Origin of the sequence: Nocardia sp. (assembly GCF_025465275.1) — a bacterium.
GTDB lineage: Bacteria > Actinomycetota > Actinomycetes > Mycobacteriales > Mycobacteriaceae > Nocardia.
This window is the reverse complement of the sequence record NZ_JAODNK010000098.1, coordinates 1-22,397: the sequence shown is the minus strand read 5'-3', so window position 1 is coordinate 22,397 and position 22,397 is coordinate 1. Positions and strand designations below refer to the sequence as shown.

At 65.1% G+C, this 22,397-nt stretch carries 24 protein-coding genes and 1 tRNA gene; 18 read left to right on the top strand and 7 right to left on the bottom strand.

Annotated features, from left to right (window positions below):
• Window positions 1-179: 179 nt before the first annotated feature.
• From JWN03_RS23410 to JWN03_RS23390, 5 genes are all read left to right on the top strand, one after another.
• Window positions 180-1,421: a branched-chain amino acid ABC transporter substrate-binding protein gene (locus JWN03_RS23410; protein ID WP_297618868.1), complete on the top strand. Its 1,242-nt coding sequence runs from the start codon at window positions 180-182 to the stop codon at window positions 1,419-1,421.
• A 74-nt stretch (window positions 1,422-1,495) separates the two neighbouring features.
• Window positions 1,496-2,536: a branched-chain amino acid ABC transporter permease gene (locus tag JWN03_RS23405; RefSeq protein WP_297618865.1), complete on the top strand. Its 1,041-nt coding sequence runs from the start codon at window positions 1,496-1,498 to the stop codon at window positions 2,534-2,536.
• Window positions 2,533-3,759 (top strand): branched-chain amino acid ABC transporter permease, encoded by a 1,227-nt coding sequence (locus tag JWN03_RS23400; protein WP_297618862.1) that lies wholly within the window; start codon window positions 2,533-2,535, stop codon window positions 3,757-3,759. Before JWN03_RS23405 ends, JWN03_RS23400 begins: the two co-directional genes overlap by 4 nt.
• A complete protein-coding gene (locus JWN03_RS23395; protein ID WP_297618860.1) occupies window positions 3,756-4,727 on the top strand; it encodes an ABC transporter ATP-binding protein in 972 nt (323 codons plus the stop codon). The genes JWN03_RS23400 and JWN03_RS23395 overlap by 4 nt, the downstream gene beginning before the upstream one ends.
• An 83-nt stretch (window positions 4,728-4,810) precedes the next feature.
• Window positions 4,811-5,506, top strand: a complete 696-nt coding sequence (locus tag JWN03_RS23390; protein ID WP_297618959.1) for an ABC transporter ATP-binding protein — start codon at window positions 4,811-4,813, stop codon at window positions 5,504-5,506.
• A 66-nt stretch (window positions 5,507-5,572) separates the two neighbouring features.
• On the opposite strand, the gene JWN03_RS23385 is transcribed toward JWN03_RS23390, so the two are convergent.
• A tRNA-Trp gene (locus tag JWN03_RS23385) sits at window positions 5,573-5,645 on the bottom strand.
• Window positions 5,646-5,837: 192 nt separating this feature from the next.
• On the opposite strand from JWN03_RS23385, the gene polA reads away from it, so the two are divergent.
• Complete coding sequence (gene polA, locus JWN03_RS23380) at window positions 5,838-8,582, top strand: DNA polymerase I (protein ID WP_297618857.1); 2,745 nt, start codon at window positions 5,838-5,840, stop codon at window positions 8,580-8,582.
• Window positions 8,583-8,965: 383 nt separating this feature from the next.
• Here polA and JWN03_RS23375 read toward each other — a convergent pair whose 3' ends face one another.
• On the bottom strand, window positions 8,966-9,304 hold the full coding sequence (locus JWN03_RS23375; RefSeq protein ID WP_297618854.1) for a four-helix bundle copper-binding protein: 339 nt from the start codon (window positions 9,302-9,304) through the stop codon (window positions 8,966-8,968).
• Window positions 9,305-9,506: 202 nt separating this feature from the next.
• Here JWN03_RS23375 and JWN03_RS23370 point away from each other — a divergent pair, with 202 nt between their 5' ends.
• A complete protein-coding gene (locus JWN03_RS23370; protein WP_297618851.1) occupies window positions 9,507-9,638 on the top strand; it encodes a hypothetical protein in 132 nt (43 codons plus the stop codon).
• 97 nt (window positions 9,639-9,735) lie between these two features.
• On the top strand, window positions 9,736-10,158 hold the full coding sequence (locus tag JWN03_RS23365; RefSeq protein WP_297618848.1) for a 2-keto-3-deoxygluconate kinase: 423 nt from the start codon (window positions 9,736-9,738) through the stop codon (window positions 10,156-10,158).
• Between the two features lie 89 nt (window positions 10,159-10,247).
• Here the strand turns inward: JWN03_RS23365 and trxA are convergent, their stop codons facing one another.
• Window positions 10,248-10,634 (bottom strand): thioredoxin, encoded by a 387-nt coding sequence (trxA, locus tag JWN03_RS23360; RefSeq protein WP_297618845.1) that lies wholly within the window; start codon window positions 10,632-10,634, stop codon window positions 10,248-10,250.
• 130 nt (window positions 10,635-10,764) lie between these two features.
• Here trxA and JWN03_RS23355 point away from each other — a divergent pair, with 130 nt between their 5' ends.
• The 4 genes from JWN03_RS23355 (at window position 10,765) to JWN03_RS23340 (ending at window position 14,678) form a co-directional block, all read left to right on the top strand.
• Window positions 10,765-11,874, top strand: coding sequence for an isocitrate/isopropylmalate dehydrogenase family protein (locus JWN03_RS23355; RefSeq protein ID WP_297618843.1), 1,110 nt, complete (start codon window positions 10,765-10,767; stop codon window positions 11,872-11,874).
• A 153-nt stretch (window positions 11,875-12,027) separates the two neighbouring features.
• Window positions 12,028-12,936 carry an ABC transporter substrate-binding protein gene (locus tag JWN03_RS23350; RefSeq protein WP_297618840.1) on the top strand — a complete coding sequence of 303 codons (909 nt, stop codon included), beginning with the start codon at window positions 12,028-12,030 and terminating at the stop codon, window positions 12,934-12,936.
• Between the two features lie 9 nt (window positions 12,937-12,945).
• Window positions 12,946-13,899 carry an amino acid ABC transporter permease gene (locus tag JWN03_RS23345; RefSeq protein ID WP_297618837.1) on the top strand — a complete coding sequence of 318 codons (954 nt, stop codon included), beginning with the start codon at window positions 12,946-12,948 and terminating at the stop codon, window positions 13,897-13,899.
• Window positions 13,899-14,678, top strand: a complete 780-nt coding sequence (locus JWN03_RS23340; protein ID WP_297618834.1) for an amino acid ABC transporter ATP-binding protein — start codon at window positions 13,899-13,901, stop codon at window positions 14,676-14,678. The genes JWN03_RS23345 and JWN03_RS23340 overlap by 1 nt, the downstream gene beginning before the upstream one ends.
• An 86-nt stretch (window positions 14,679-14,764) precedes the next feature.
• Here the strand turns inward: JWN03_RS23340 and JWN03_RS23335 are convergent, their stop codons facing one another.
• Complete coding sequence (locus tag JWN03_RS23335) at window positions 14,765-15,643, bottom strand: alpha/beta fold hydrolase (protein ID WP_297618831.1); 879 nt, start codon at window positions 15,641-15,643, stop codon at window positions 14,765-14,767.
• Window positions 15,640-16,071 carry a helix-turn-helix domain-containing protein gene (locus JWN03_RS23330; protein ID WP_297618828.1) on the bottom strand — a complete coding sequence of 144 codons (432 nt, stop codon included), beginning with the start codon at window positions 16,069-16,071 and terminating at the stop codon, window positions 15,640-15,642. The genes JWN03_RS23335 and JWN03_RS23330 overlap by 4 nt, the downstream gene beginning before the upstream one ends.
• A 145-nt stretch (window positions 16,072-16,216) precedes the next feature.
• Here JWN03_RS23330 and JWN03_RS23325 point away from each other — a divergent pair, with 145 nt between their 5' ends.
• Window positions 16,217-16,681 (top strand): DUF4383 domain-containing protein, encoded by a 465-nt coding sequence (locus JWN03_RS23325; protein ID WP_297618825.1) that lies wholly within the window; start codon window positions 16,217-16,219, stop codon window positions 16,679-16,681.
• A 9-nt stretch (window positions 16,682-16,690) separates the two neighbouring features.
• Here JWN03_RS23325 and JWN03_RS23320 read toward each other — a convergent pair whose 3' ends face one another.
• Complete coding sequence (locus tag JWN03_RS23320) at window positions 16,691-17,608, bottom strand: LysR family transcriptional regulator (RefSeq protein WP_297618823.1); 918 nt, start codon at window positions 17,606-17,608, stop codon at window positions 16,691-16,693.
• 71 nt (window positions 17,609-17,679) lie between these two features.
• On the opposite strand from JWN03_RS23320, the gene JWN03_RS23315 reads away from it, so the two are divergent.
• The 4 genes from JWN03_RS23315 to JWN03_RS23300 all read left to right on the top strand — a co-directional run bounded on the left by JWN03_RS23315 (window position 17,680) and on the right by JWN03_RS23300 (window position 20,911).
• On the top strand, window positions 17,680-19,041 hold the full coding sequence (locus JWN03_RS23315) for an FAD-binding oxidoreductase (protein WP_297618820.1): 1,362 nt from the start codon (window positions 17,680-17,682) through the stop codon (window positions 19,039-19,041).
• A gap of 128 nt (window positions 19,042-19,169) precedes the next feature.
• Window positions 19,170-20,048, top strand: coding sequence for an SPFH domain-containing protein (locus tag JWN03_RS23310; protein ID WP_297618817.1), 879 nt, complete (start codon window positions 19,170-19,172; stop codon window positions 20,046-20,048).
• Between the two features lie 345 nt (window positions 20,049-20,393).
• Entirely contained in the window at window positions 20,394-20,594 is a 201-nt protein-coding gene (locus tag JWN03_RS23305) for a hypothetical protein (RefSeq protein ID WP_297618814.1), read from the top strand.
• Entirely contained in the window at window positions 20,591-20,911 is a 321-nt protein-coding gene (locus JWN03_RS23300) for a hypothetical protein (protein WP_297618811.1), read from the top strand. Before JWN03_RS23305 ends, JWN03_RS23300 begins: the two co-directional genes overlap by 4 nt.
• A gap of 54 nt (window positions 20,912-20,965) precedes the next feature.
• On the opposite strand, the gene JWN03_RS23295 is transcribed toward JWN03_RS23300, so the two are convergent.
• Entirely contained in the window at window positions 20,966-21,838 is an 873-nt protein-coding gene (locus tag JWN03_RS23295) for a class I SAM-dependent methyltransferase (RefSeq protein ID WP_297618808.1), read from the bottom strand.
• 294 nt (window positions 21,839-22,132) lie between these two features.
• Here JWN03_RS23295 and JWN03_RS23290 point away from each other — a divergent pair.
• On the top strand, window positions 22,133-22,397 hold a 265-nt coding region (locus JWN03_RS23290; RefSeq protein ID WP_297618956.1), incomplete at its 3' end, for a S1 RNA-binding domain-containing protein.

Genomic DNA, 22,397 nt, shown 5'->3' with positions numbered 1-22,397 from the left:
GCGATTTACATTCCGGCAACACGAGGGGCTCATTCGTTTGTTGCGATGTCACATGGATGATGCGTTTGTGATGCGGACCTAACGTAGCGGGGATATGTTCTGTCCGGGCCGATCGATGGGGCGGCCCTCCTCGGCGAGCCGGGGAGTAGAGAACATAGAGGTGAATCGTGCTTGGTTCAATGACGCGCACGTCGGCCCTGCGGCACAGCCGCACGGCCCGGGTGGTGGTCGTCGGAGCTGCAGCAGTACTCGCGCTCAGCGCTGCCGGCTGTAGTAGCAAGTCCACCGACAATTCCAGTACAGGTGCAAGCGGTGCCAGCAATCTGACCATCCAGCCCCTGGTCCAGATCGACGCCAACGGTAAGGAAGTGCCGGCTTCCGACAACTCCGCGGCGGCGAATCCGGCGAGCGACGGCAATGACAAGTGCGCGCCGCAGACGATCGCGATGTCGGGCCCACTGACCGGCCCGAACGCGAACCTCGGCCTCAATATCGTGCGCGGCGTCCAACTGGCGCTCGACCAGCACAACAAGGCAAATCCGAACTGCCAGGTGTCGGTCAAGAAGTTCGACACCGAGGGTGATCCGCAGAAGGCCACCCAGGTCATTCCGACGATCATCAGCGATCCGTCCATCGCGGCGATGATCGGCCCGACCTTCTCGGGCGAGACCAAGGCGACCGGCCAGATCATCAGCGATGCCGGGCTGCTGTCGCTGACGCCGTCGGCCACCAATGTCAGCCTCACCACCAATGGCTGGAAGACCTTCTTCCGCGGCCTCGGTAATGACGGCGTGCAGGGTCCGTCGGTCGCCAAGTACCTGGCGGGCACCGGCAAGTACAAGAAGATCTGCGTCGTGCAGGACGACTCCGATTACGGCACGGGTCTTGCCAAGACGCTGACCGAAGGCCTCGGCCCGATCGCGGATTCCAGCTGCGCCGCCCAGGTCAAGGCCGGTGACAAGGACTTCTCGGCAGTCGTCTCCAAGATGGCTTCCGCCAAGCCGGACGGCATCTTCTACGCGGGTTACTACGCCGAAGCGTCCCCGTTCGTGCAGCAGTTGCGTTCGGGTGGTGTGACTTCCACGTTCATCTCCGATGACGGCACCAAGGACGTCGAGTTCGTGAAGCAGGCAGGCAACTCGTCGAAGGACGCGCTGCTGTCGTGCCCGTGTGGTCCGGCTCCGGACAAGTTCGCCACCGATTACAAGGCGTCCAGCGGTTATGACGCCGGCACCTACTCGACCGAGGGCTACGACCTCACCACCATCGTCCTGAAGGGCATCGCCGCAGGTAAGGTGACCCGCCCCGACCTGGTCGACTATGTGAAGAACTACGACGGCCAGGGTCTGGCCCGCGAATACAAGTGGAATGCGCAGGGCGAATTGTCGAATGCGCTGATCTGGATGTACCAGGTCAAGTAGCCACCCCCCGATTCTGGAGCGGCGTGTGCCGGCGATCCCGGCACACGCCGCTTCCTCTACGGCGAGAGTATTGAATGTCTTCATCCCTATTGGCCGATGCGGCTCTGCTTGCCAACGGGTCCATCGAATTCAACGTTTCGGGTGTGGTCGACCAGTTCTGGCGACTTACCGTGGACGGTTTGGCATACGGTTCGATCTACGCCTTGGTCGCAGTCGGATACACCCTCGTCTACGGTGTGCTCCGGCTGATCAATTTCGCCCATTCGGAAATATTCATGGTGGGCATGTTCGGTCAATATGTCGGCCTCATGGTGGTCGGATTCAGCCCCAGCGGAAACGTGTATTCCGAAGGCGTAGTTCTCACCGTCGTATATCTGCTGGTGGCCATGGTGATCGGCATGCTGGTGTCCGGGCTGACAGCGGTCGGCCTGGAACGCGTCGCCTATCGCCCGCTGCGTAAACGCGGCGCCAAGCCACTCATCTTCCTGATCACCGCGATCGGTATGTCGTTCGTGCTGCAGGAGACCGTGCACTATGTGCTGCCGAAGCTCACCAACAAGAACATCGGCGGCACCAATGCGCAGCAGCCGATCATGCTGGTGCAGCCCACCGAGCAGTTCAAGCTCTTCGGTGCGTCGGTCACCAATGTGACCCTGGTGATCATCGTGGCCGCGGTGATCCTGGCCGCCACTACCGAAATCCTCATCAACAGAACCAAATTCGGCCGCGGTATTCGCGCCGTGGCACAGGATCCGGACACCGCGACCCTGATGGGCGTCTCGCGGGAGCGGATCATCATGCTGACCTTCCTGCTCGGCGGGCTGCTGGCCGGCGCCGCCGCACTGCTGTACACGCTGAAGATCCCGAACGGGATCATCTACTCCGGCGGATTCATCCTGGGCATCAAGGCCTTCAGCGCCGCGGTGCTCGGTGGCATCGGCAATCTGCGCGGTGCGCTGCTGGGCGGCCTGCTGCTCGGCCTGGCGGAGAATTACGGTCAGATTCTGTTCGGCACCCAGTGGCGCGACGTGGTCGCGTTCGTGGTGCTGGTGGCCGTGCTCATGTTCCGTCCGACCGGCATTCTCGGTGAGAGCCTGGGGAGGGCGCGGGTATGACACACGCAGTACTACCGAACGAAAAGCCCGCCGCCGGAAAAGGTGTCGGCGACGCGATCCGCAATTGGTGGAACGGGCTCTCGCGCCCCGCGCAGTGGGGTGTGGGCGTGCCCGCGATCGCCCTGCTCGCCTTGTTGCCGCTGTTCAAGCTGCCGCTGATCGATACGCCGGGCACCAGTTTCTCCGGGGTGATGGCGCAGTTCGCCATGACGGCACTCATTGCCGTCGGCCTGAATGTTGTTGTCGGCCAAGCGGGTCTGCTCGATCTCGGTTATGTCGGCTTCTATGCGGTCGGCGCGTACACCGTCGGCCTGCTCACCAGTCCCAACAGTCCGTGGAATCAAACCGACGGCTGGTTGAAGCCCGGTTGGGCCTGGATCGTGTGTGTGCCGCTGGCCATTGCGGTCACCGCGGTATCCGGCCTGATTCTGGGCACACCGACGCTGCGGCTGCGTGGTGACTACCTCGCCATCGTGACCCTCGGCTTCGGTGAGATCGTGCGACTGCTCGCCGACAATCTGGGCGATATCACCAATGGCAGCCTCGGCCTCTCACGGATCGCGTATCCCCGTGTCGGGGTCTCCGACAGCCATCCGGAGGGTTACTTCTCCTCCGGCAATCTGGGGCAACCGCACAGCTGGAATCTGCTGGACCGGGCCAACTCCGGCGCCTGGTGGTTCTGGCTTGGCATGCTGTTCGTGGTCCTCATCCTGCTCTTCGTCGGCAATCTGGAGCGCAGCCGCGTAGGCCGCTCGTGGGTGGCCATCCGCGAGGACGAGGACGCCGCCGAGATGATGGGCGTGCCCACCTTCAAGTTCAAGCTGTGGGCGTTCATGATCGGCGCGGGCATCGGCGGTATGTCGGGCGCGCTGTACGCCGGGCAGGTGCAGTTCATCAATCCGACCGGCTTCAACATCATCAACTCGATGCTGTTCCTGTGCGCGGTGGTGATCGGCGGCCAGGGCAACAAGCTGGGCGTGATCGTCGGCGCGTTCCTGATCGTCTATCTGCCGAACCGGTTCATGTCGGTGAATATCGGCGGGCAGTCGCTCGGTGACTACAAGTACCTCTTCTACGGTGTCACGCTGGTAGTCGTGATGATTTTCCGGCCGCAGGGGCTGTTCCCGGTGCGGCAGAAGCTGCTCGCCTACGGCAGGCAGATCACGCGTGCGGTGCGGCGTCCCGGCGAGGCCGCCGAAGCTACGTCAGGAGCGAACCGATGACCGGGCCGGGTCCGGGCGACGCGATGTTCGACCGTGAGGACATGTCGGCCGGATACACCGGGGAGCCGGGCTACGAACCGTCCGCGGGCATGCTGGACGTGACCGCTGTGCTTCCGGTCTACAAGGATCCCGAGGCGGTCGCGGAAGTTGTTGCGCCGCACCGGGAGATCCAGACCCAGGTGGGGGAGCCGCTGCTGCGCACCGAGGGGCTCACCGTGAAATTCGGCGGTCTCACCGCGCTGGAGAATGTCACCTTCGATATTCGCCGCGGCGAGATCCTCGGGCTCATCGGGCCGAACGGTGCGGGCAAGACCACCTGCTTCAATGCCATTACCGGCGTGTACCGTCCGTCCGGCGGCACGGTGTACTTCGACGGCAAACCGCTCACCAAGACCAAACGCAATGAGATCACCCGCCTGGGTATCGCCCGCACCTTCCAGAACATTCGGCTCTTCTCCGAGATGACTGCCCTGGAGAACGTGGTCGTGGGCACCGACGCGCGGCACAAGACCTCCGTGCCGGGTGCGGTATTCCGGTCGGCGCGGCATCGTCGTGAGGAACGCGACGCGGTCGAAAGAGGTATGGCGCTACTGGAATTCGTCGGCATCGCCCCGCATGCCGTGGAGAAGGCGCGCAATCTCTCCTACGGTGATCAGCGCCGCCTGGAGATCGCGCGCGCCCTCGCCACCGAACCGAAGCTGCTGTGTCTCGACGAGCCCGCGGCGGGGTTCAATCCGCGCGAGAAATCCGCCCTCATGGATCTCATTCGCAAGATCCGCGACGACGGCTTCACGGTGCTGCTGATCGAACACGACATGCGCCTGGTCATGGGCGTCACCGATCGGGTGGTGGTGCTCGAATTCGGCCGCAAGATCGCCGATGGGTTGCCGGCCGAGATCCGCGAGGATCCCAAGGTGATCGCCGCCTACCTGGGCGTGCCCGACGAAGAGATGGGTGAAGCCCTGTGACATCGCCGAACCCCGCGAAAGCGCCGAACGCGAAAGCGCCGCTGCCGCCCGCCGATCCGAATGCGCTGCTCCAGGTCGACGACATGGTGGTGAGTTACGGCAGAATCCAAGCCCTGCACGGCATCTCGCTGTCGGTGGCGCCGGGTGAACTGGTCACCCTGCTGGGTGCGAACGGCGCGGGCAAGACCACCACCATGCGCGCGCTGTCCGGGTTGCTCCCGCTGGGCCGTGGCCGTGTCCTGTTCGAGGGCCGCGATATCACCCGGGTGAAGGCGCACGACCGCGTCGGCCTGGGCCTGATCCAGGCGCCCGAGGGCCGCGGTGTCTTCCCGGGTATGACGGTCCAGGAAAACCTCGATATGGGTTGCTACTCACGGCCTTTCAAGAACAAATCCGATTACAACCAGACGCTGGAGTGGGTCTTCTCGCTCTTCCCGCGGGTCAAGGAGCGCCAGAAGCAGGTGGGCGGCACGCTGTCGGGCGGTGAGCAGCAGATGGTCGCCATCGCCCGCTCGCTGATGGCGCGACCGAAGCTGCTGCTGCTCGATGAACCGTCGATGGGGCTGGCCCCCATGATCATCCAGCAGATCTTCCGCATCATCGCCGATATCAATGCCCAGGGCACCACGGTCCTGCTGGTCGAGCAGAACGCCCAGCAGGCCCTGACCCGCAGCGACCGCGCCTACATTCTGGAAACCGGCGAAGTCACCAAAACCGGCAACGGCCGCGAGCTGCTGCACGACCCGGCGGTGAAATCCGCCTACCTCGGCGTCGGCTGAATCCGCCTGCCCCGGAAAGCATTCGGGCCGGTCACCCGTAATGGGTGACCGGCCCGAAGCTACTTGCAGGGGCGACAGGAATCGAACCTGCAACCTGCCGCTTTGGAGACGGCTGCTCTGCCAATTGAGCTACGCCCCTTGGTTCTCGCGTGGCTACAATATCAGCCCGCGCCGCCCGGTGAAAATCCATTTCCGTTCGAGGCCGCTATCCAGCAAAAACCCCGGATGACCGAGTGTCGATCGCCCGGTTCCAGGTGCGGCCGGATCGGCTGGGCGTGCCGAATGCGCCCGGTTCCCGCACGTGTCGGTGCACGTCCCTAGACTCTGTGCCGTGACCCCTGCCTCTACCGATCAGCGGCCGAGCGCCGCGTCCGCATCTGGCGCCGCCGACTCCACCGTGCAGCCGACGTTGCTGCTGCTGGATGGACATTCGCTGGCTTATCGCGCCTTTTTCGCGCTGCCCGCGGAGAACTTCAAGACGGCGAGCGGGCAGACCACCAATGCGGTGTACGGGTTCACCGCCATGCTGATCAACCTGCTGCGGGACGAGAAGCCCACGCATGTGGCCGCCGCGTTCGATGTGAGTCGCAAGACGTTCCGGACGGAGGTGTATCCGGAGTACAAGGCGAATCGGGCCACGACTCCGGACGAGTTCCGGGGGCAGGTGGAGACCACCAAGGAAGTGCTCGGGGCAATGGGCATTCCGGTCATGGCCATCGACGGGTTCGAAGCCGACGATGTGATCGCGACCCTGGTCACGCAGGCGGTGCCCGAAGGCTTCCGGGTGCTGGTCGTGACCGGTGACCGTGATGCGCTGCAGTTGGTCAATGACAATGTCACCGTGCTCTACCCGAAGAAGGGTGTGTCCGAGCTGACCCGGTTCACCCCGGCCGCGGTGACGGAGAAGTACGGGCTCACGCCGGCGCAGTACCCGGATTTCGCGGCGCTGCGCGGCGACCCGAGCGATAATCTGCCGGGCATTCCGGGCGTGGGGGAGAAGACCGCCACCAAGTGGATCATCGAATACGGTGATCTGGAGACCCTGGTCGACAAGGTCGATACGGTGAAGGGCAAGGTCGGAGACGCGCTGCGCGCCAACCTCTCCAGCGTGGTGCTCAACCGGCAGCTCACCGAAATGGTGAAGGATGTGCCGCTGCCCTACACGCCCGATCAGCTCGGTATGCAGCCGTGGGATCGGGACAAGATCCACCGGCTCTTCGACGAGCTCGAATTCCGGGTGCTGCGTGACCGGCTGTTCGACACGCTCGCACCCGTGGAGCCGGAGGCCGAGTCCGGCTTCGAGATCAGTGGCGCGGCACTGCTGCCCGGCACCATCGGCGACTGGCTCGCCGAGCATGCGAAGTCCGGTGTGCGGCACGGTCTCTCGGTGGTGGGCGTGGGCACCCCGATGCACGGTGATGTGAAGGCGATCGCGCTGGCCGCCGCGGACGGTGAGGGCGGTTACCTCGACGTCCACATCCTCACCCCGGAAGACGAAGCGGCGCTGGGCGCTTGGCTCGCCGACCCGGACACCTTCAAGGCCGTGCACGAGGCCAAGGCCGCCATGCACGCGCTGCGTGGGCGGGGCTGGCAGCTGGGCGGGCTGAGCACCGATACGGCGCTCGCGGCCTATCTGGTACGCCCCGGCCAGCGCTCCTTCAACCTCGACGATCTGTCACTGCGTTACCTGAGCCGGGAACTGCGCGTGGACGACGGCGTCGAAACCCAGCTCTCCCTGCTCGACGACGAGGATCAGGCCGATGCCGAGGTCGCTCAGGGCGAAATGCTGCGTGCGCGTGCCGTTTACGATCTCGCCGACGCCTTCGACGCGGAACTCGAGGGCATCGAATCCACCGCGCTGCTCGGCGATATGGAACTGCCGCTGCTGACCGTGCTCGCCGATCTGGAGGAGGCCGGCATTGCCGTGGACTCCGATCAGCTCGAGGAGTTGCAGCGCGAATTCGCGAACCGGGTCGGTGAGGCGGCCAATGCGGCCTACGACGTGATCGGCAAGCAGATCAATCTGGGCTCGCCCAAGCAGTTGCAGGTGGTGCTCTTCGACGAGCTCGACATGCCGAAGACCAAGCGCACCAAGACCGGCTACACCACCGATGCCGATGCGCTGGAAAGCCTCTACGAGAAAACGCAGCACCCGTTCCTGCAGCACATGCTCGAGCACCGCGATGCCACGCGCCTCAAGGTGACCGTCGACGGTCTGCTCAAATCGGTCGCCGACGACGGGCGCATTCACACCACCTTCAATCAGACGGTCGCAGCGACGGGTCGCCTGTCCTCCACCGAGCCGAACCTGCAGAACATTCCGATCCGCACCGATACCGGGCGTCGCATTCGCGACACCTTCGTGGTGGGTCCCGGGTTCGAATCGCTCATGACGGCGGACTACAGCCAGATCGAAATGCGGATCATGGCGCACCTGTCCAAGGACGAGGGCCTCATCGAGGCCTTCAATTCCGGCGAGGACCTGCACAATTTTGTCGCCTCGAAGGCCTTCGACATTCCGATCACCGCGGTCGACGCGGAATTGCGCCGCCGCATCAAGGCCATGTCCTACGGCCTGGCCTACGGTCTTTCGGCCTACGGCCTGTCCCAGCAGCTGAAGATCAGCGCCGAAGAGGCCAAGGCGCAGATGGACGTGTACTTCGAACGCTTCGGCGCCATTCGCGACTACCTGCGCGACGCCGTCGACGAGGCCCGCAAGACCGGCTACACCGAAACCCTCTTCGGCCGCCGCCGCTACCTGCCGGATCTCGACTCCAGCAACCGTCAGCGCCGCGAGGCCGCCGAGCGCATGGCCCTCAACGCCCCCATCCAGGGCACGGCCGCCGACATCATCAAGGTCGCCATGATCGACACCCAGCGTGCCATCCGCGCCGCCGGCCTGAAATCCCGCATGCTCCTGCAGGTCCACGACGAACTGATCTTCGAGGTAGTCCCCGGCGAACGCGACCAACTCGAAGCCCTTGCCCGCGAACATATGTCGAATGCCATCGAACTCTCGGTCCCCCTCGAGGTCTCCGTCGGCGTCGGTCGCAGCTGGGACTCCGCCGCCCACTGAGTCGCAGCACCTCCAGACCTCGCAGCCCGTGCTCTGATGAGTACGGGCTGCGGTGTGTCAGAGGGAGATTCGTGAACACAGTGGTGTGCCGCGCATGGAATTGCCGCACATTCCGTGCGCGGCACGCCAATTCATGCGCGGCGCAGCTGCGGGGTGCAGTGCTTTCGGCCCTGTGCGTAGATGCGGTGCCGGTAGAGCTTCTCGCCCGACCGGTGCCGGTAGAGCTTCTCGCCCGAGCGGCCCCCGCAGAGCTTCCCGCCCGAGCGGCCCGGCCGCAGAGCTTCTCGCCCGAGCGGCCCGGCCGCAGAGCTTGGCCGCCCGAGCGGCCAAGGGAGAGAGGTTGGGACGGGCATTTCGGGCGTTAGTGGGCGAAACGGGCGGGTTTAGGGGGCTGCTGTGAGCTGGGTGCAGAGGAGGGTGAGGACTTCGGCGGTTTCTCGGCAGGTGCGGGCGCAGATTTTTTCGTCGAGGCGTTCGCAGCTCTCGGCGGTGGCGGTGCAGGCTTGGGCGGCGAGTTCGCAGAGGGCGAGGGCCCAGGGGGAGCGGCGGTCGAGGATGTCGGCGGCCAGGCGGCAGATGGCGGCGCAGTCCATGAGCTGGGTGATGTGATCGCGCGCGGCGTGCGCAGCACCGAGATCGAGGGATTCGCCGGTTTGGCGGACACAGGTGCGGTGGCAGCCGAACAGATGGTTGATCGTCTGCATGATTTTCGGGTCGGTCATCGCGGGTGTGCTCCTCGAGTTCACGGAGGGTTCGAACGACAGTCCGACAGGGTTTGCCCATTGTGGCATCCAAGGTTGCTATGGGCAGTGACGCAGGTTGCTATGGCGCGTGCCACAGGGTGGATGACCTGCGACAAAGTTACCCGTGAGTCGAATGCGAATATGGTTGCCAATGCCTGTATCTGCCCTTATGCTCGGTGCCGTGCCGAATCCCGCCTACAGCCGCAGCGCAGCGCAGAATGTCGCCGACCGCGACCGCGCCGCGCTTGTTCCGCTCACCGCGATGGTGGCTGTGGCGCGCGTACTCGTAGTTCTCCGCCGCAGCGGGGTCTGATTCCGGACCGGCCCCCCCGCTGCGGGCCGTGTGAATTTCTTTCTTGTGCTGGTCCCCTCTGCCAAATTCTGCGAAGAAGTCGGGAAGACCTAGTTCAATGACACTCACCATCGATACCCACATGTTCATCGCCGCTGCCCCCGCGAGTCTGCGGGCCGAGAGCGCCGGCTTGAGTTCTGCCCAGTTCTACGATCGCTACTGCCGTGATGCGGGAGTGCTCGAGCTGGGCGAATGGACGCACCTCCGCGCCGCGTATTTCACCGCGACCCTGGAATTTGCCGGCCATCTGCGCACCGTCACCGCGTCCGGGAGCCCGGTCGCCGCGCTCACCTCGGCGCTCTACGACGAGGGCTATCCCATCGAGATCCTGCAGTTCCATCAGCGTCGCACCGAAATCGGCACCGCCACCTTCGTGCTGTGCGAATTCAACGGTCGCCGCGGCTGGGGCGCAGCCCTTGCCGACGACAGCGCGGAATCCACCGTCCGCGCCATGATCGCCGGTATCAACACCTTCGCCTGAACGAATGCGCCGCAACCGTTCACGGGATGGTTACCGTCGGTTGCGGCGCATTCGATGTGCGAATTGTGTACTGCGCGAGCGGGTTTGCCTTACTTCTCGGCACCCTGCTGTTCAGCGCCCTGCTGCTCGGCGAGCTGCTTGCGGACCTCTTCCATATCGAGGGCCTTCACCTGCCCGATGAGATCCTCGAGAGCGGCCGGCGGCAGTGCGCCGGGCTGTGCGAAGACGAGCACGCCTTCGCGGAAGGCCATCAGCGTGGGGATGGAACGGATATTTGCAGCAGCGGCCAGTCCCTGCTCGGCCTCGGTGTCCACCTTGCCGAAAACAACGTCCGGGTGATTCTCCGAAGACGTCTCGAAGGTCGGGGCGAACTGGCGGCACGGACCGCACCAAGCGGCCCAGAAATCGACGAGAACCACATCGCTTCCGGTGACGGTCTCGTCGAAGTTCTGCTCGGTCAGTGTCTGGGTGGCCATGGCGTCCTCTCGTGTCGGGTTTCCCGGTCCAACACCGGTCCCTGCTGTTCTCTTCCCTTTACCCACTACGGTAACCGCCAACCGCGTGCCGCCGCGTGGCTGCCTCGGCGTTTACGCGAGGATGACTGTCATGAGCGACAGCGAGACTCGGCTACCGGGCGACAGTGACATTCGGCTCCGGCTGGGCCTCATCGAGGGCGACGGCATCGGCCCGGAGATCGTGCGGGCCACCCGGGCCGTGGTCGACGACGCCGTCGAAGTGGTGGGTCTGCCGCCCATCGAGTGGGTGCCGCTGCTGATCGGCCATGCCGCCATCGAGGAATTCGGCGATCCGATGCCGGAACCGACGCTGAAGGCGCTCGAGGGTCTCGACGCCTGGATCATGGGCCCGCACGACAATGCCTCCTATGCCGCCGATCACCGCACCGGTCTGCCCCCGGGCGGCGCGATCCGCAAGCGATTCGGGCTGTACGGAAACATCCGTCCGGCGCGGACCCTGGACGGTGTGCGCGCGACCACCCCGGAAATGGATCTGGTGATCGTCCGGGAGAACAGCGAAGGGCTCTACGCCGACCGGAATATGTTCGCGGGCTCGGGGGAGTTCCGTCCCACGGCCGATGTGTCCATGTCGGTCGGCGTGGTGACGCGCGCGGCGACTGAGCGAATTGCGCACTTGGCCTTCGGAATCGCGCAGGGTCGGAGTAGGCGTGTCACCATCGTGCACAAGGCGAATGTGCTGCCGATGACGATGGGCATGTTCCGGGATGTGTGCTACGAGGTCGCGGCCGAGTATCCGGACGTCGCCGTGAACGATGAGCACGTGGATGCGGTGGCGGCGCTGCTGGTCCGCACGCCCGCCGATTTCGATGTCATCGTGACCGAGAATCTCTTCGGCGACATCCTCTCGGATCTGGCCGGTGAATTGAGCGGCTCGCTCGGTATGGCGCCGTCGCTGAATTGTTCGCAGAGCCAGGCCATGGCGCAGGCCGTGCACGGCGCCGCACCGACACTGGCCGGGCACAATCGCGCCAATCCGGTTGCGCTGCTGGCCTCCTCCGCGATGCTGCTGCACTGGCTGGCGGCGCGCGATTCCTACAGCGCGCTGCGGCGGGTGGCCGAGCGGATTGAACATGCGGTTGCCGAGACGTTGCGGTCCGGAGTCGCCACATCCGATTTGGGTGGGTTAGCATCTACCACCGAATTCACCGAGCAGGTGCGGGCCCGGCTGCACCGCTGGTGAGCGCACTTCCGGAACCGGGCGTGTATCGGCCATGCATCGGCGTGTCGCCGATTAATGTTCGGTTACCGACCCGCATGGAATGTTCGACTCGCTTACATTTCAATCGGCGGGCGACGCCCGGTTGTCGCGTGACCGAACTGTGGAGGAACTGCTGTGTCTGTTCGTATCGATTTCCGCGGGCGTGCCCTGCGGGCCGTCTGCGTACTCGCGGGCGGCGCCCTGGCGCTGACCGCGTGTACCAGTAACTCCGATTCCAATGCCCCTGCGGTGTCCAAGGTGGATGTGTCTAAGGTCGACACCATTGCCGCCAAGCTGCCCGCGGACATCAAGAGCAGCGGCAAGATCGTTGTCGGCGTGAACGTCCCCTACTCGCCGAACGAGTACAAGGATCCGGGTACCGGCAAGATCGTCGGTTTCGACGTCGATCTGGTGGACGCCGTCGCCAAGGTGCTCGGCGTTTCGGCCGACTACCAGGAATCGGACTTCGAGAAGATCATCCCGGCCATCGAGGCCGGCACCTACAACATCGGCATGTCGTCGTTCACCGACAACAAGGAGCGCGAGGCCACCGCGGACTTCGTCGACTACTTCAATGCGGGCAGCCAGTGGGCCGAGCAGAAGGGTAAGCCGATCGACCCGAACAATGCCTGCGGCAAGCGAGTCGCGGTGCAGCGCACCACCGTTCAGGACACCGACGAGATCCCGGCCAAGAGCGCCAAGTGCACGGCCGCCGGCAAGCCGGAGATCACCAAGGTCGCCTACGACGAGCAGAGCGCCGCGGCCACCGCGCTGGTGAACGGTCAGGTCGACGCCATGTCCGCCGACTCCCCGGTGACCGCGTACGCCATCAAGCAGAACCAGGGCACCATCGAGGCCGCCGGTGCGATGTTCGACTCGGCGCCGTACGGCTGGCCGCTGAAGAAGGGCTCCACCCTGGCGCCGGTCCTGCAGGAGGCCCTGCAGCACCTGATCGACAGCGGTCAGTACAAGAAGATCGCCGAGAACTGGGGCGTTCAGGACGGCGTGATCACCAAGTCGGTCATCAACGGCGCGCAGAGCTGATAACGCTAGATGTCACAGGACGAGACTAATTCCGCAGCCTCGGCCGTGACGGTCGCGAATCCCACCGACCCCCAGCCGATCAAAGCGATTCCGCTGCGACGGCCGGGCCGGTGGATCGCCGCCGCGGTACTGCTGACGCTGGTGGCGCTGTTCCTCTACGGTGCCAAGACGAACCCGGCCTACCACTGGGACACGTACTGGAAGTACCTGCGCGACATCAACATTGCCAAGGGTGCTCTGGTCACGCTGGAGCTGACCGTGCTGGCCATGTTCATCGGCGTGCTGCTCGGGGTGCTGCTGGCGGTCATGCGCCTTTCGCCGAATCCGGTGCTGCGCTCGGTGGCATGGGCGTACCTGTGGATCTTCCGCGGGACGCCGGTGTACGTGCAGTTGGTGTTCTGGGGTCTGTTCCCCTCGCTGTACAAGACGATCACCGTGGGCGTGCCGTTCGGGCCGTCGTTCACGAACTTCGATGTGCAGCACTGGTCGGCGCCGTTCTTCTTCGCGGTGGTCGGCCTGGGTCTGAACGAGGCTGCCTATATGGCCGAAATCGTCCGCGCCGGAATCAATTCCGTCGATGACGGGCAGCGCGAGGCGTCGGTGGCGCTGGGCATGTCGTGGTCGCAGACCATGACCCGGACGGTGCTGCCGCAGGCCATGCGGGTGATCATTCCGCCGACCGGCAACGAGCTCATCTCCATGCTCAAGACCACCTCGCTGGTGACGGCCATCCCGCTCACCACCGACCTGTACGGCCGGGCGCGGGACATCTACGGCGTGAACTTCCAGCCGATTCCGTTGCTGCTGGTCGCGGCCACCTGGTACCTGATCATCACGAGCGTGCTCATGGTGGGGCAGTTCTATCTGGAGCGCTACTACTCGCGGGGTACTTCGCGGAAGCTGACCGGAAAACAGTTGCGCGCCTTGGCCACCATGGAGCGCTCGGCGGAGGAGGGGCACTGATGAGTCTTACCGATGCGTCGGCGCCGATGGTGCGCGCCGAACAGGTGTACAAGAACTTCGGCGCGCTCAATGTGCTCAAGGGGATTTCGCTGGAGGTGAAGCGCGGTGAGGTGATGTGTCTCATCGGCCCGTCCGGGTCCGGTAAGTCCACCTTCCTGCGCTGCATCAACCACCTCGAGGACGTGAACGCCGGACGGCTCTACGTGGACGATGTACTCGTCGGCTATCGCGAGAAGGCCGGCAAGCTCTACGAACTCCATCCCCGCGATGCGTCCAAGCAGCGCCGCGATATCGGCATGGTGTTCCAGCACTTCAACCTCTTCCCGCACCGGACCGTTCTCGAGAATATTATCGAGGCGCCCACGCAGGTGAAGAAGCTGAAGAAGGCCGTCGCGCTCACCCGCGCCCATGAACTGCTGGACCGAGTCGGCTTGGCGGACAAGGCGCATTCTTATCCGGCGCAGCTCTCCGGTGGGCAGCAGCAGCGGGTCGCCATCGCACGGGCGCTGGCCATGGATCCCAAACTGATGCTCTTCGACGAGCCCACCTCGGCCCTCGATCCGGAGCTCGTCGGCGAAGTCCTCGGCGTCATGCGCGAATTGGCGGCCGACGGTATGACCATGGTGGTGGTGACCCACGAAATGGGTTTCGCCCGTGAGGTTGCCGATCAGCTGGTGTTCATGGATGCCGGAGTGGTGGTGGAGGCCGGTATTCCGCGCGAGGTGCTGGCCAACCCCCAGCACGACCGCACCAAGGCCTTCCTGTCCCGCATTCTGTAGCGAGACAAGCCTTCTCGCCCGGCCCCGCTCCACGACTCGGAGCGGGGCCGGCGCATTTCCCGGCACCCCTCACCCGAGGGAGGGACTCAGTGCACGGTGGTGGGGGTGCGGAGGAAGTTGAGCACTGTGTCGGTTTGGCCGAGGATGGCGTGGCCGACGCCGGGGAGTATCTGGACCGTTGCGTTCGGGACGAAAGTGTTTATTCGGCGCGCGGTTTCGGCGGAGTCGAGCATGACGTCGCGGTCGCCGACGATAACCAGGACCGGCATGGGCAGGGCGGCGAGCTGGGTGTCGGTGAAGCGGGGGAGGCGTTCGGTGCGGGGGTTGAAGTGGGTGAAGGTCAGCGCGATATCGTCGAGGACGGGACCGAGATGTGCTGCGTCCAAGCCGGTTACGGTCTGCGCTGATCGGCGGACGTCGTGGCGGCCTGCCAGTCGGGGGAGTATCTCTTTGAGGATCCAGCCGTAGCGCTGTTTGCCGACGCCGCCGGGGCACAGCAGGGCCAGTCGGGTGATGCGGTCCGGGCGGCGGACGGCGTAATCCAGTGCGGTCCAGCCGCCGAGCGACATGCCCAGCAGGGCCGCACTCGAAATACCCAGTCCCGCAAGGACATCGTCGAGCCACAGCGCGACCGCGTCGGAGTCCAGCTTCGGGCGGGACGGTGCGCTGCCGCCGGGCTCGCCGACGAGGTCGACGGCATAGGTGCGGAAATCCCGCGACCAGGACACGATATCGCCGCGCCAGGTCGAGGAGTTGGCCCCCGAGCCGTGCAGCAGCACCAGGGGCGGCGCGTCCTGCGGTCCGGAGGCGAGAACGAAGGTCTCGCCCTCGCGGGTCGGGATTCGCAGCTGCTCGGCCGGAATGGGCCAGTCGCTCAATACTTCTCGGTAGCGGCACGTTATGGCCTCCGCCCCGGCCTCGGACTTGTAGATCGGGGCGGGAGTTTTCCGCACAGTCGTGCTCATGAGGTGAGCACCCCTTCCATGTATTCGAGCAGCCGGGCCGTCGCGCCCAGGCCGCCCACGATGATGATCTTCAATCGCGCGCGCTCGGCGTCGTAGTAGGTCTGGAACCGCAGCCGTTGGTCACCCGACTGCTGATTGCCCGCCGCGCCGGTCAGCAGCGTCGAAACCCGGTGGGCGGTGGCCTGATCCACGGCTTCGACCTCGACAATGCTGGACACCTCGCTGTGCCGCTCCCGGGCTACGGATTCCCGCAGCGCGTCGGGTATCGGCCGGCCGGTGAAAGCCTCCAGATCCGCATGCGCGATCCGGTACTGCTTACCGATGCGCACGGCCGGCAGCTTCCCGTCCCGCACATAGCTGCGGACCGTACGGACGTGCAGTCCGAGACGGTCGGCGACTTCGTCCACCGAGTACAGGCGTTCATTCACCTATACGACTCTAAACATCCCTATCTGTTATGGCAATAGGGTTGTTTAGGGAATGATGAATGAGTCTTTCGAGAAGCGCCTCGACATCTCCAATGTCAACTACACTGTGTAGTAGTAACAGTGTCCAACGGGTGGGAGGTGCCCGGTGAGTGCACAATCAATTGTTCAGCGCCGAATCACAGTGGCGCAGTGGAGTTTTCTGCAATGGGCGGTCCTGGTGCTCGGTGTTGTGCACATTGCGTGGGCGATCGCCGGTTGGATCATTCAGCCCAGCTTCGCGCTGGGGGAAAATGCGCCCGCCACACCGGTGCTGGGCATGGACTACAACGGCTGGCACGCGGTGGCCGGACTGTTGCTTTTCGGGCCCGCCGTGGTGGCGGCTCTGCATAGGCACTGGGCCGCATGGTACTGCGTAATCGGCGGTGTCGGTGGGGGATTCGTCATCGGGTTCTGGGCGCTGTTCGCCGATCATGTGCTCGTCTTCAGCTTCCCGAATCACCGCATGGACGCCACCGAGCACATTTTCACGGGCGTCCTGCTGCTGGCGCTGGTCGCCGTTCAGGCCGTGCGCGACGGCGGTCTGCGGACGGTGTTCGCGCCCGCGGCCTGACGGGGGCGCCTACTGCCGGAACATGGTGGCCGGATCCTTCCAGCCGCCGACGGCGATGCGGAGCTGGCCGAGTAGGACCTTGGCGGCCGGGCTCAGCGGCCGCTCGTTGTTCCAGCCGAGTACCAGGCGGCCCGTCATCGGCGGATCGATATCGACCATGCGCACCCCGAGTTCGGTGGCGTCATCGCCCGCGAGCGGGGGCACGATCGCCACCCCGAGCCCGTGCCGGGCCAACCGGACGAGCAGGGGTGGTGCGGCCGCCTCGAAGGCCACATCGGGTGTCAGACCAGCTGCTGCGCAAGCCCTTTCGAGAACGGACCGAATGCCGGTGCCGGGCGGCAGGCAGATGAGCGGATGCTCGCACAGCTCGGCCAGGCCGATGCGGTCGCCGAAATCGGCATCGATGGCGACCGCCGCGACAATGGTGGAATCGAAGACGATCTCGGTCTCGATGGCGGTCCCGAGGTCCGCGCTCGCAATGCTGAGCAGGGCGATATCGAGCTCGCCGTGCCGCAGCGCCGCGATCATGTGCTCGGAGGTGTCCTCGGTGAGCGAGATGGCGATCTGCGGATGGTCGCGGTGGTAGTCGGCCAGCACCCGCGCGATATCGATTTCGTCATTGGCCGCGCCGGAGATCAGCCCTACTCGCACGCGCCCGCGCAGCAGCCCGGTGAACTCGTCGACGGTATGCGTGATCTGCTCGGTCGCCGCCAGCGCCGCCCGGGCGTGCGGTAGCACCGCCGCGCCGATCGGAGTGAGGCCGACCGTGCGGGTCGAACGGTCCAGGAGTGGTTGTCCCAGTTCGCGTTCCAGCTGGCGGATCTGCGAACTCAGCCCGGGTTGTGTCAGGTGCAGGCGGGCGGCAGCCCGGGTGAAGTTGGCCTCCTCCGCGACGGTGACGAAGTAGCGCAGTTGACGCAGTTCCATAACTGATGATTATAGCTACTAGACAAACTAGCTGTTGGAGTTATCAATCAGGGTAGGGCAGTGTGGAGGACATGACCAAGACAACGCATTCGATCACCGAATTGCCCGCCACCACCGGTCCGGTCCTGCGGCCGGGCGACGCCGGTTACGACGCCGAAATCTCGGGATTCCAAACCGCTTACACACACCGCCCCGCCGTTGTGGTTGCCGCCGCACATGCCGAGGATGTGCGCGCCGCCGTGGAATACGCGGCGCGGCACGGACTTCCGGTGGCCGTGCAGGCCACCGGGCACGGCCTCTCGGTCCCGGCCGACGGTGGAATGCTCATCAATACCCGCCGGATGACCGACATTCGGATCGACACCGCCACCCGTACCGCCCGCGTCGGCGCTGGTGTACAGGCCGGACAACTCATCGCGGCGGCGACCGCGCACGGGCTCGCACCCCTGAACGGCTCCTCGGACTCCGTCGGTGTGGTCGGCTACACGCTGGGCGGTGGCATCGGCCTGATGGCCCGCGAATTCGGTTATGCCGCAGACCATGTGCGAGCCGTCGAGCTGGTCACCGCGGACGGCCGCCTGCGCCGCCTCGAGCCCGGCGACGAACTCTTCGGCGCGGTGCTGGGCACCGGCGGCAATTTCGGCGTGGTCACCGCACTGGAGCTCGAATTGGTCCCGCTGACAACGGTGTACGGCGGCCAGCTGCAGTTCGACGCTCCGCTCGTGGGGCGGGCACTGGAGGCCTGGCGACTGTGGACCGCCGATGTCCCCGAACAACTTTCCTCCGCCATCACCATGATGACCATGCCGGACATCCCGCAGTTCCCGGAGCACCTGCGTGGCCGGTACCTGGCCACGGTGAATATCGTCTACACCGGTTCGGAGGCCGAGGGGGAGCGCCTGGTCGCACCGCTGCGCGCCGTCGGCGAACTGTTCTCGGACAATCTGCGGGTCATGCCCTACGCCGACAGCCACACCATCTACAACGATCCGCCGAACCCGCACCCGTATACGGCTACCAATGCGCTGCTCTCCGAGCTGCCGGCCGACGCCACCGATGCCTTCCTGGAGGCGACGGGTCCGGAATCTCCGCTGCCGGTCGTTGCCGGTTTCCGCCACCTGGGCGGTGCGCTGGGCCGTCCCGGTCCGTCCGTGCTGGAACACCGCAATGCCGAGTACATCGCCCGCGCCATCGCCATGCCGGGGCCGGACGACGCCGCCATCGGGGACGGACTGGCCCGGATCCGGAAGACGTTGCAGCCCTGGACTATCGGGCACAATCTGAACTTCCTCTACGGCGGCGGGGCCGATGCGGACGAGGCGCAGACCCGCGCGGGTTACTCCGAGGACGGCTACGACCGCCTGGCCGCCCTCAAGTCGAAGTACGACGCCCGGAACCTCTTCCGCTTCAACCGCAATATCCGGCCGCACTGATCCGGAATCGCGTCGCGCCCGCCATGACTCCGATGGCGGGCGTGACGCGTTTTCACGGGCCCGACCCCTTGGCAGCGGCTCCGGAGAGCGCTATCGTCGTGATATCACTTCGATACTAGGAGAGTGTCATGGAGATGCGTCGGACGTTCCGGGTGAACGGGTTCCTGATGCTGGGGGTGCTCATCCTGCTGATCATCGCGATCGCCGCGGAGATCAACGGGCTCAAGGGTGACAGTGGCACGGGGAATCCCTCGACCGCGCTGGGCGTGCTGCTCGCGGTCACGATTCTCGCGGCGGTACTGGTACTGAGCGGGTTCGTGGTCGTGAACCCCAACCAGGCCAAGGTGATTCAGTTCTTCGGCCGCTACATCGGCTCGGTCGAGGAGTCGGGATTCCACTGGGTCACCCCGCTGAGCAGCCGCCGCAATATCTCACTGCGGGTGCGGAACTTCGAGACCCAGAAGCTGAAGGTCAACGACTCGGCCGGTAATCCGGTGGAGATCGCCGCGGTGGTCGTCTACCGCGTGGTCGACAGCTTCAAATCGGCCTTCGCCGTCGACGACTACGTCGACTTCGTCCGCACCCAGTCCGAGACCGCGGTCCGGCACCTCGCCACCACCCACCCCTATCAGACCGATGACGTAGAGGGCACCAGCCTGCGCAATGGCGTCGAGATCGCGGGCGAGCTCACCGCCGAACTGCGTGCCCGCACCGAACTGGCCGGCATCGACATCATCGAGGCCCGCATCACCCACCTCGCCTACGCACCGGAGATCGCCCAGGCCATGCTGGTTCGCCAGCAGGCCGACCAGGTGGTCGCCGCCCGCAGCCGCATCGTGGCCGGCGCGGTCGGTATGGTCGGCATGGCCCTGGACAGCCTGGCTGAACAGGGCATGGTCGAACTCGATGAGGAGCGTAAGGCGGCAATGGTTTCCAACCTGCTGGTTGTGCTGTGTGGTGACCGCGCCGTACAGCCCATCGTCAATGCCGGAACCCTCTACTCCTGATGTCGGCGGCCAAACGCGAACCGAAGCGAGTCCTGCTCCGACTGGACCCGGCCGTGCACGACGCGATCGCCAAATGGGCCGCAGACGACCTCCGGAGCATCAACGCCCAGATCGAGTACGCCCTCCGCCAGGCTCTCAAACACGCAGGGCGAGAACATAAATCCCCCTGATCGCCGGTATGGCCCCCTCCCACTCCCGGGAGGGGGCCATACTGCTGCGGTCCTGCATCACGGGAAAGAGATCCGATCTGCCGCTCGCCGCTATTACCGGGGAAGGGTTTCGAACCGGGAGGCACCCGCAGCGGAAACCGCGCGCGATACAGCGTTGAGCTGTATCGTTCGCTGTATGGCCAAGCTGACCATCTCGATGCCGGATGAGCTGGCTAAAGCTCTACGGGCCTCCGCCGCCGGCAATGTGTCCGAATATATCGCCCGCGCCGTGCGGCAGCGGCTTCTTGAAGAGGACCTGCGCAAGCTCGCCGCATTCGAGACGCGTAACCCCAAACCTTCCCTGAGCGACGAGTTCCCGCAGGAGTTCGACGAGTGACCCACCCTCCGATTGCACAGGGCCAGATCTGGTCAGCAGTCAGCCCGGTCAGCGGGCAACAGTCGACCATTGTCGTACTTGACGCCATGCCCGCGATGCTGGAACGTTCGCGCATCCTCGCCGCGCGCGTCCGGCCGATGCGCGAAGTGCCTGACGGCATGCGCCTGCTGGTCGTTCCCATTGACGACGGCCTCGCCATCGCGGTTTACGACCTCGCTGCATTCGACCGAGGCTGGTTTAAAGAGCGAGTCGGCCTGCTAGGTGAGCCCCAATTGGAGCAACTCAAGGTTGCGCTCAGCGCGCGATTCGACCTCTAGCGACCGTGGAGCCTGTGGCTGGCGATCTCTCCGCCACAGGCGTCGTATCGGAGGTCAGCTGGGCTTTTCGGTGATGAAAATGGCTGTGCCGGGGAAGATTTCGCCACGTAGCGGGCTCCACTGGCCCCATTCGCGTTCCAGCCACTCGGGCCATTCGGGTTCGACGAGGTCGACCAGGGTGAGGCCGGCGGCGACGATTTCGCGGACGCGGTCACCGACGGTGCGGTGGTGCTCCACGTAGGTGGGCTCGCCGTCGGCGTCGAGTTCCACGTAGGGCGTGCGGTCGAAGTAGGGGATCGCGGCGCGCAGGCCCTCGGGGCCCGGATCGTCCGGGAAGATCCAGCGCATCGGGTGATTGACGGAGAAGACCCAGCGGCCGCCCGGGCGCAGGACCCGGGCCACCTCGCGCATCACCCGCGCGGAATCGGCCACGAACGGAACGCCCCCGAAGGCCGAGCAGGCGAGGTCGAAACTGGCGTCGGCGAAGGGGAGCTCCTCCGCACCCGCCTGCACCAGCGGGACGCGCGGGCCGCCCGCCTCCATCGCGGCCAGGCCGCGCTCCAGCATCTGCCGGGAGATATCGAGCCCGACCGGATGCGCGCCGTGCGCGGCGAGCCAGCGGGAGCAGGGCGCGCTGCCGCAGCCGATCTCCAGAATGCGCTTGTCGACGATGTCCCCGAGGAACCGCCAGTCACCCTCGTGCAGCCCCTCCGGGCACCAGACGAACTCACCCGCGGCCGAATCCACGCCCAGGAAATCGGCATGCGTCTCGTGATAGGCCGCCGCGTCCGCATCCCACCAGCGGCGGCTGGCACGCTGACTGGCGTCCGAGTCAATCTTGGCGCGAGCCACACCTACCGTCCCGAGCAGGGAGTTCGCTTCGGCGTGGCGGTCGTCGTCAGGGAGGGCGGGCTGATCTTCGGACATTGCCCAACCCTATCGACTCGCGCCGCAGCACCCGTGTTTGCTTGGTACAACAGACGTCGCGTACGCTGTTTTCCGCGAGTGTCTTCTGTACTCGATCCTCTCGGATTCTTCGAGTAGGCCGGGCAGAGCAGACAATCGTGCTGTGAGTCCGCATGCTTTGAGTGCAGCGTTGTGCTCCGCCACAGCGAGGTGCTGTTGCATGACCCAACGTAGTTCCATCGCTGTGTGTTCGCAGCAATACCGAAAGCCCACATGTCCACTACCGACCACAATCCGTCCGGAGCCTCCCAACACATGCCAACTACTGTGACCTCGCCGCAGGTAGCCATTAACGATATTGGCTCCGCCGAGGACTTCCTCGCCGCCATCGACAAGACGATCAAGTACTTCAACGACGGCGATATCGTCGAAGGCACCATCGTCAAGGTCGACCGTGACGAGGTCCTTCTCGACATCGGTTACAAGACCGAAGGCGTCATCCCCTCCCGCGAACTCTCCATCAAGCACGATGTCGACCCGAATGAGGTCGTTTCCGTGGGCGATGCGGTCGAGGCCCTCG

Bases quoted from the DNA above. Each gene is read 5' to 3' on its own strand.
- JWN03_RS23390 (WP_297618959.1), top strand. From the start codon at position 4,811: ATGGTGGTGAGTTACGGCAGAATCCAAGCCCTGCACGGCATCTCGCTG.
- JWN03_RS23405 (WP_297618865.1), top strand. From the start codon at position 1,496: ATGTCTTCATCCCTATTGGCCGATGCGGCTCTGCTTGCCAACGGGTCC.
- JWN03_RS23315 (WP_297618820.1), top strand. From the start codon at position 17,680: ATGACCAAGACAACGCATTCGATCACCGAATTGCCCGCCACCACCGGT.
- JWN03_RS23355 (WP_297618843.1), top strand. From the start codon at position 10,765: ATGAGCGACAGCGAGACTCGGCTACCGGGCGACAGTGACATTCGGCTC.
- JWN03_RS23410 (WP_297618868.1), top strand. From the start codon at position 180: ATGACGCGCACGTCGGCCCTGCGGCACAGCCGCACGGCCCGGGTGGTG.
- trxA (WP_297618845.1), bottom strand. From the start codon at position 10,634: ATGGCCACCCAGACACTGACCGAGCAGAACTTCGACGAGACCGTCACC.
- JWN03_RS23375 (WP_297618854.1), bottom strand. From the start codon at position 9,304: ATGACCGACCCGAAAATCATGCAGACGATCAACCATCTGTTCGGCTGC.
- JWN03_RS23365 (WP_297618848.1), top strand. From the start codon at position 9,736: ATGACACTCACCATCGATACCCACATGTTCATCGCCGCTGCCCCCGCG.
- JWN03_RS23340 (WP_297618834.1), top strand. From the start codon at position 13,899: ATGAGTCTTACCGATGCGTCGGCGCCGATGGTGCGCGCCGAACAGGTG.
- JWN03_RS23305 (WP_297618814.1), top strand. From the start codon at position 20,394: ATGGCCAAGCTGACCATCTCGATGCCGGATGAGCTGGCTAAAGCTCTA.
- JWN03_RS23395 (WP_297618860.1), top strand. From the start codon at position 3,756: ATGACCGGGCCGGGTCCGGGCGACGCGATGTTCGACCGTGAGGACATG.
- JWN03_RS23310 (WP_297618817.1), top strand. From the start codon at position 19,170: ATGGAGATGCGTCGGACGTTCCGGGTGAACGGGTTCCTGATGCTGGGG.
- JWN03_RS23400 (WP_297618862.1), top strand. From the start codon at position 2,533: ATGACACACGCAGTACTACCGAACGAAAAGCCCGCCGCCGGAAAAGGT.
- JWN03_RS23295 (WP_297618808.1), bottom strand. From the start codon at position 21,838: ATGTCCGAAGATCAGCCCGCCCTCCCTGACGACGACCGCCACGCCGAA.
- JWN03_RS23345 (WP_297618837.1), top strand. From the start codon at position 12,946: ATGTCACAGGACGAGACTAATTCCGCAGCCTCGGCCGTGACGGTCGCG.
- JWN03_RS23335 (WP_297618831.1), bottom strand. From the start codon at position 15,643: ATGAGCACGACTGTGCGGAAAACTCCCGCCCCGATCTACAAGTCCGAG.
- JWN03_RS23320 (WP_297618823.1), bottom strand. From the start codon at position 17,608: ATGGAACTGCGTCAACTGCGCTACTTCGTCACCGTCGCGGAGGAGGCC.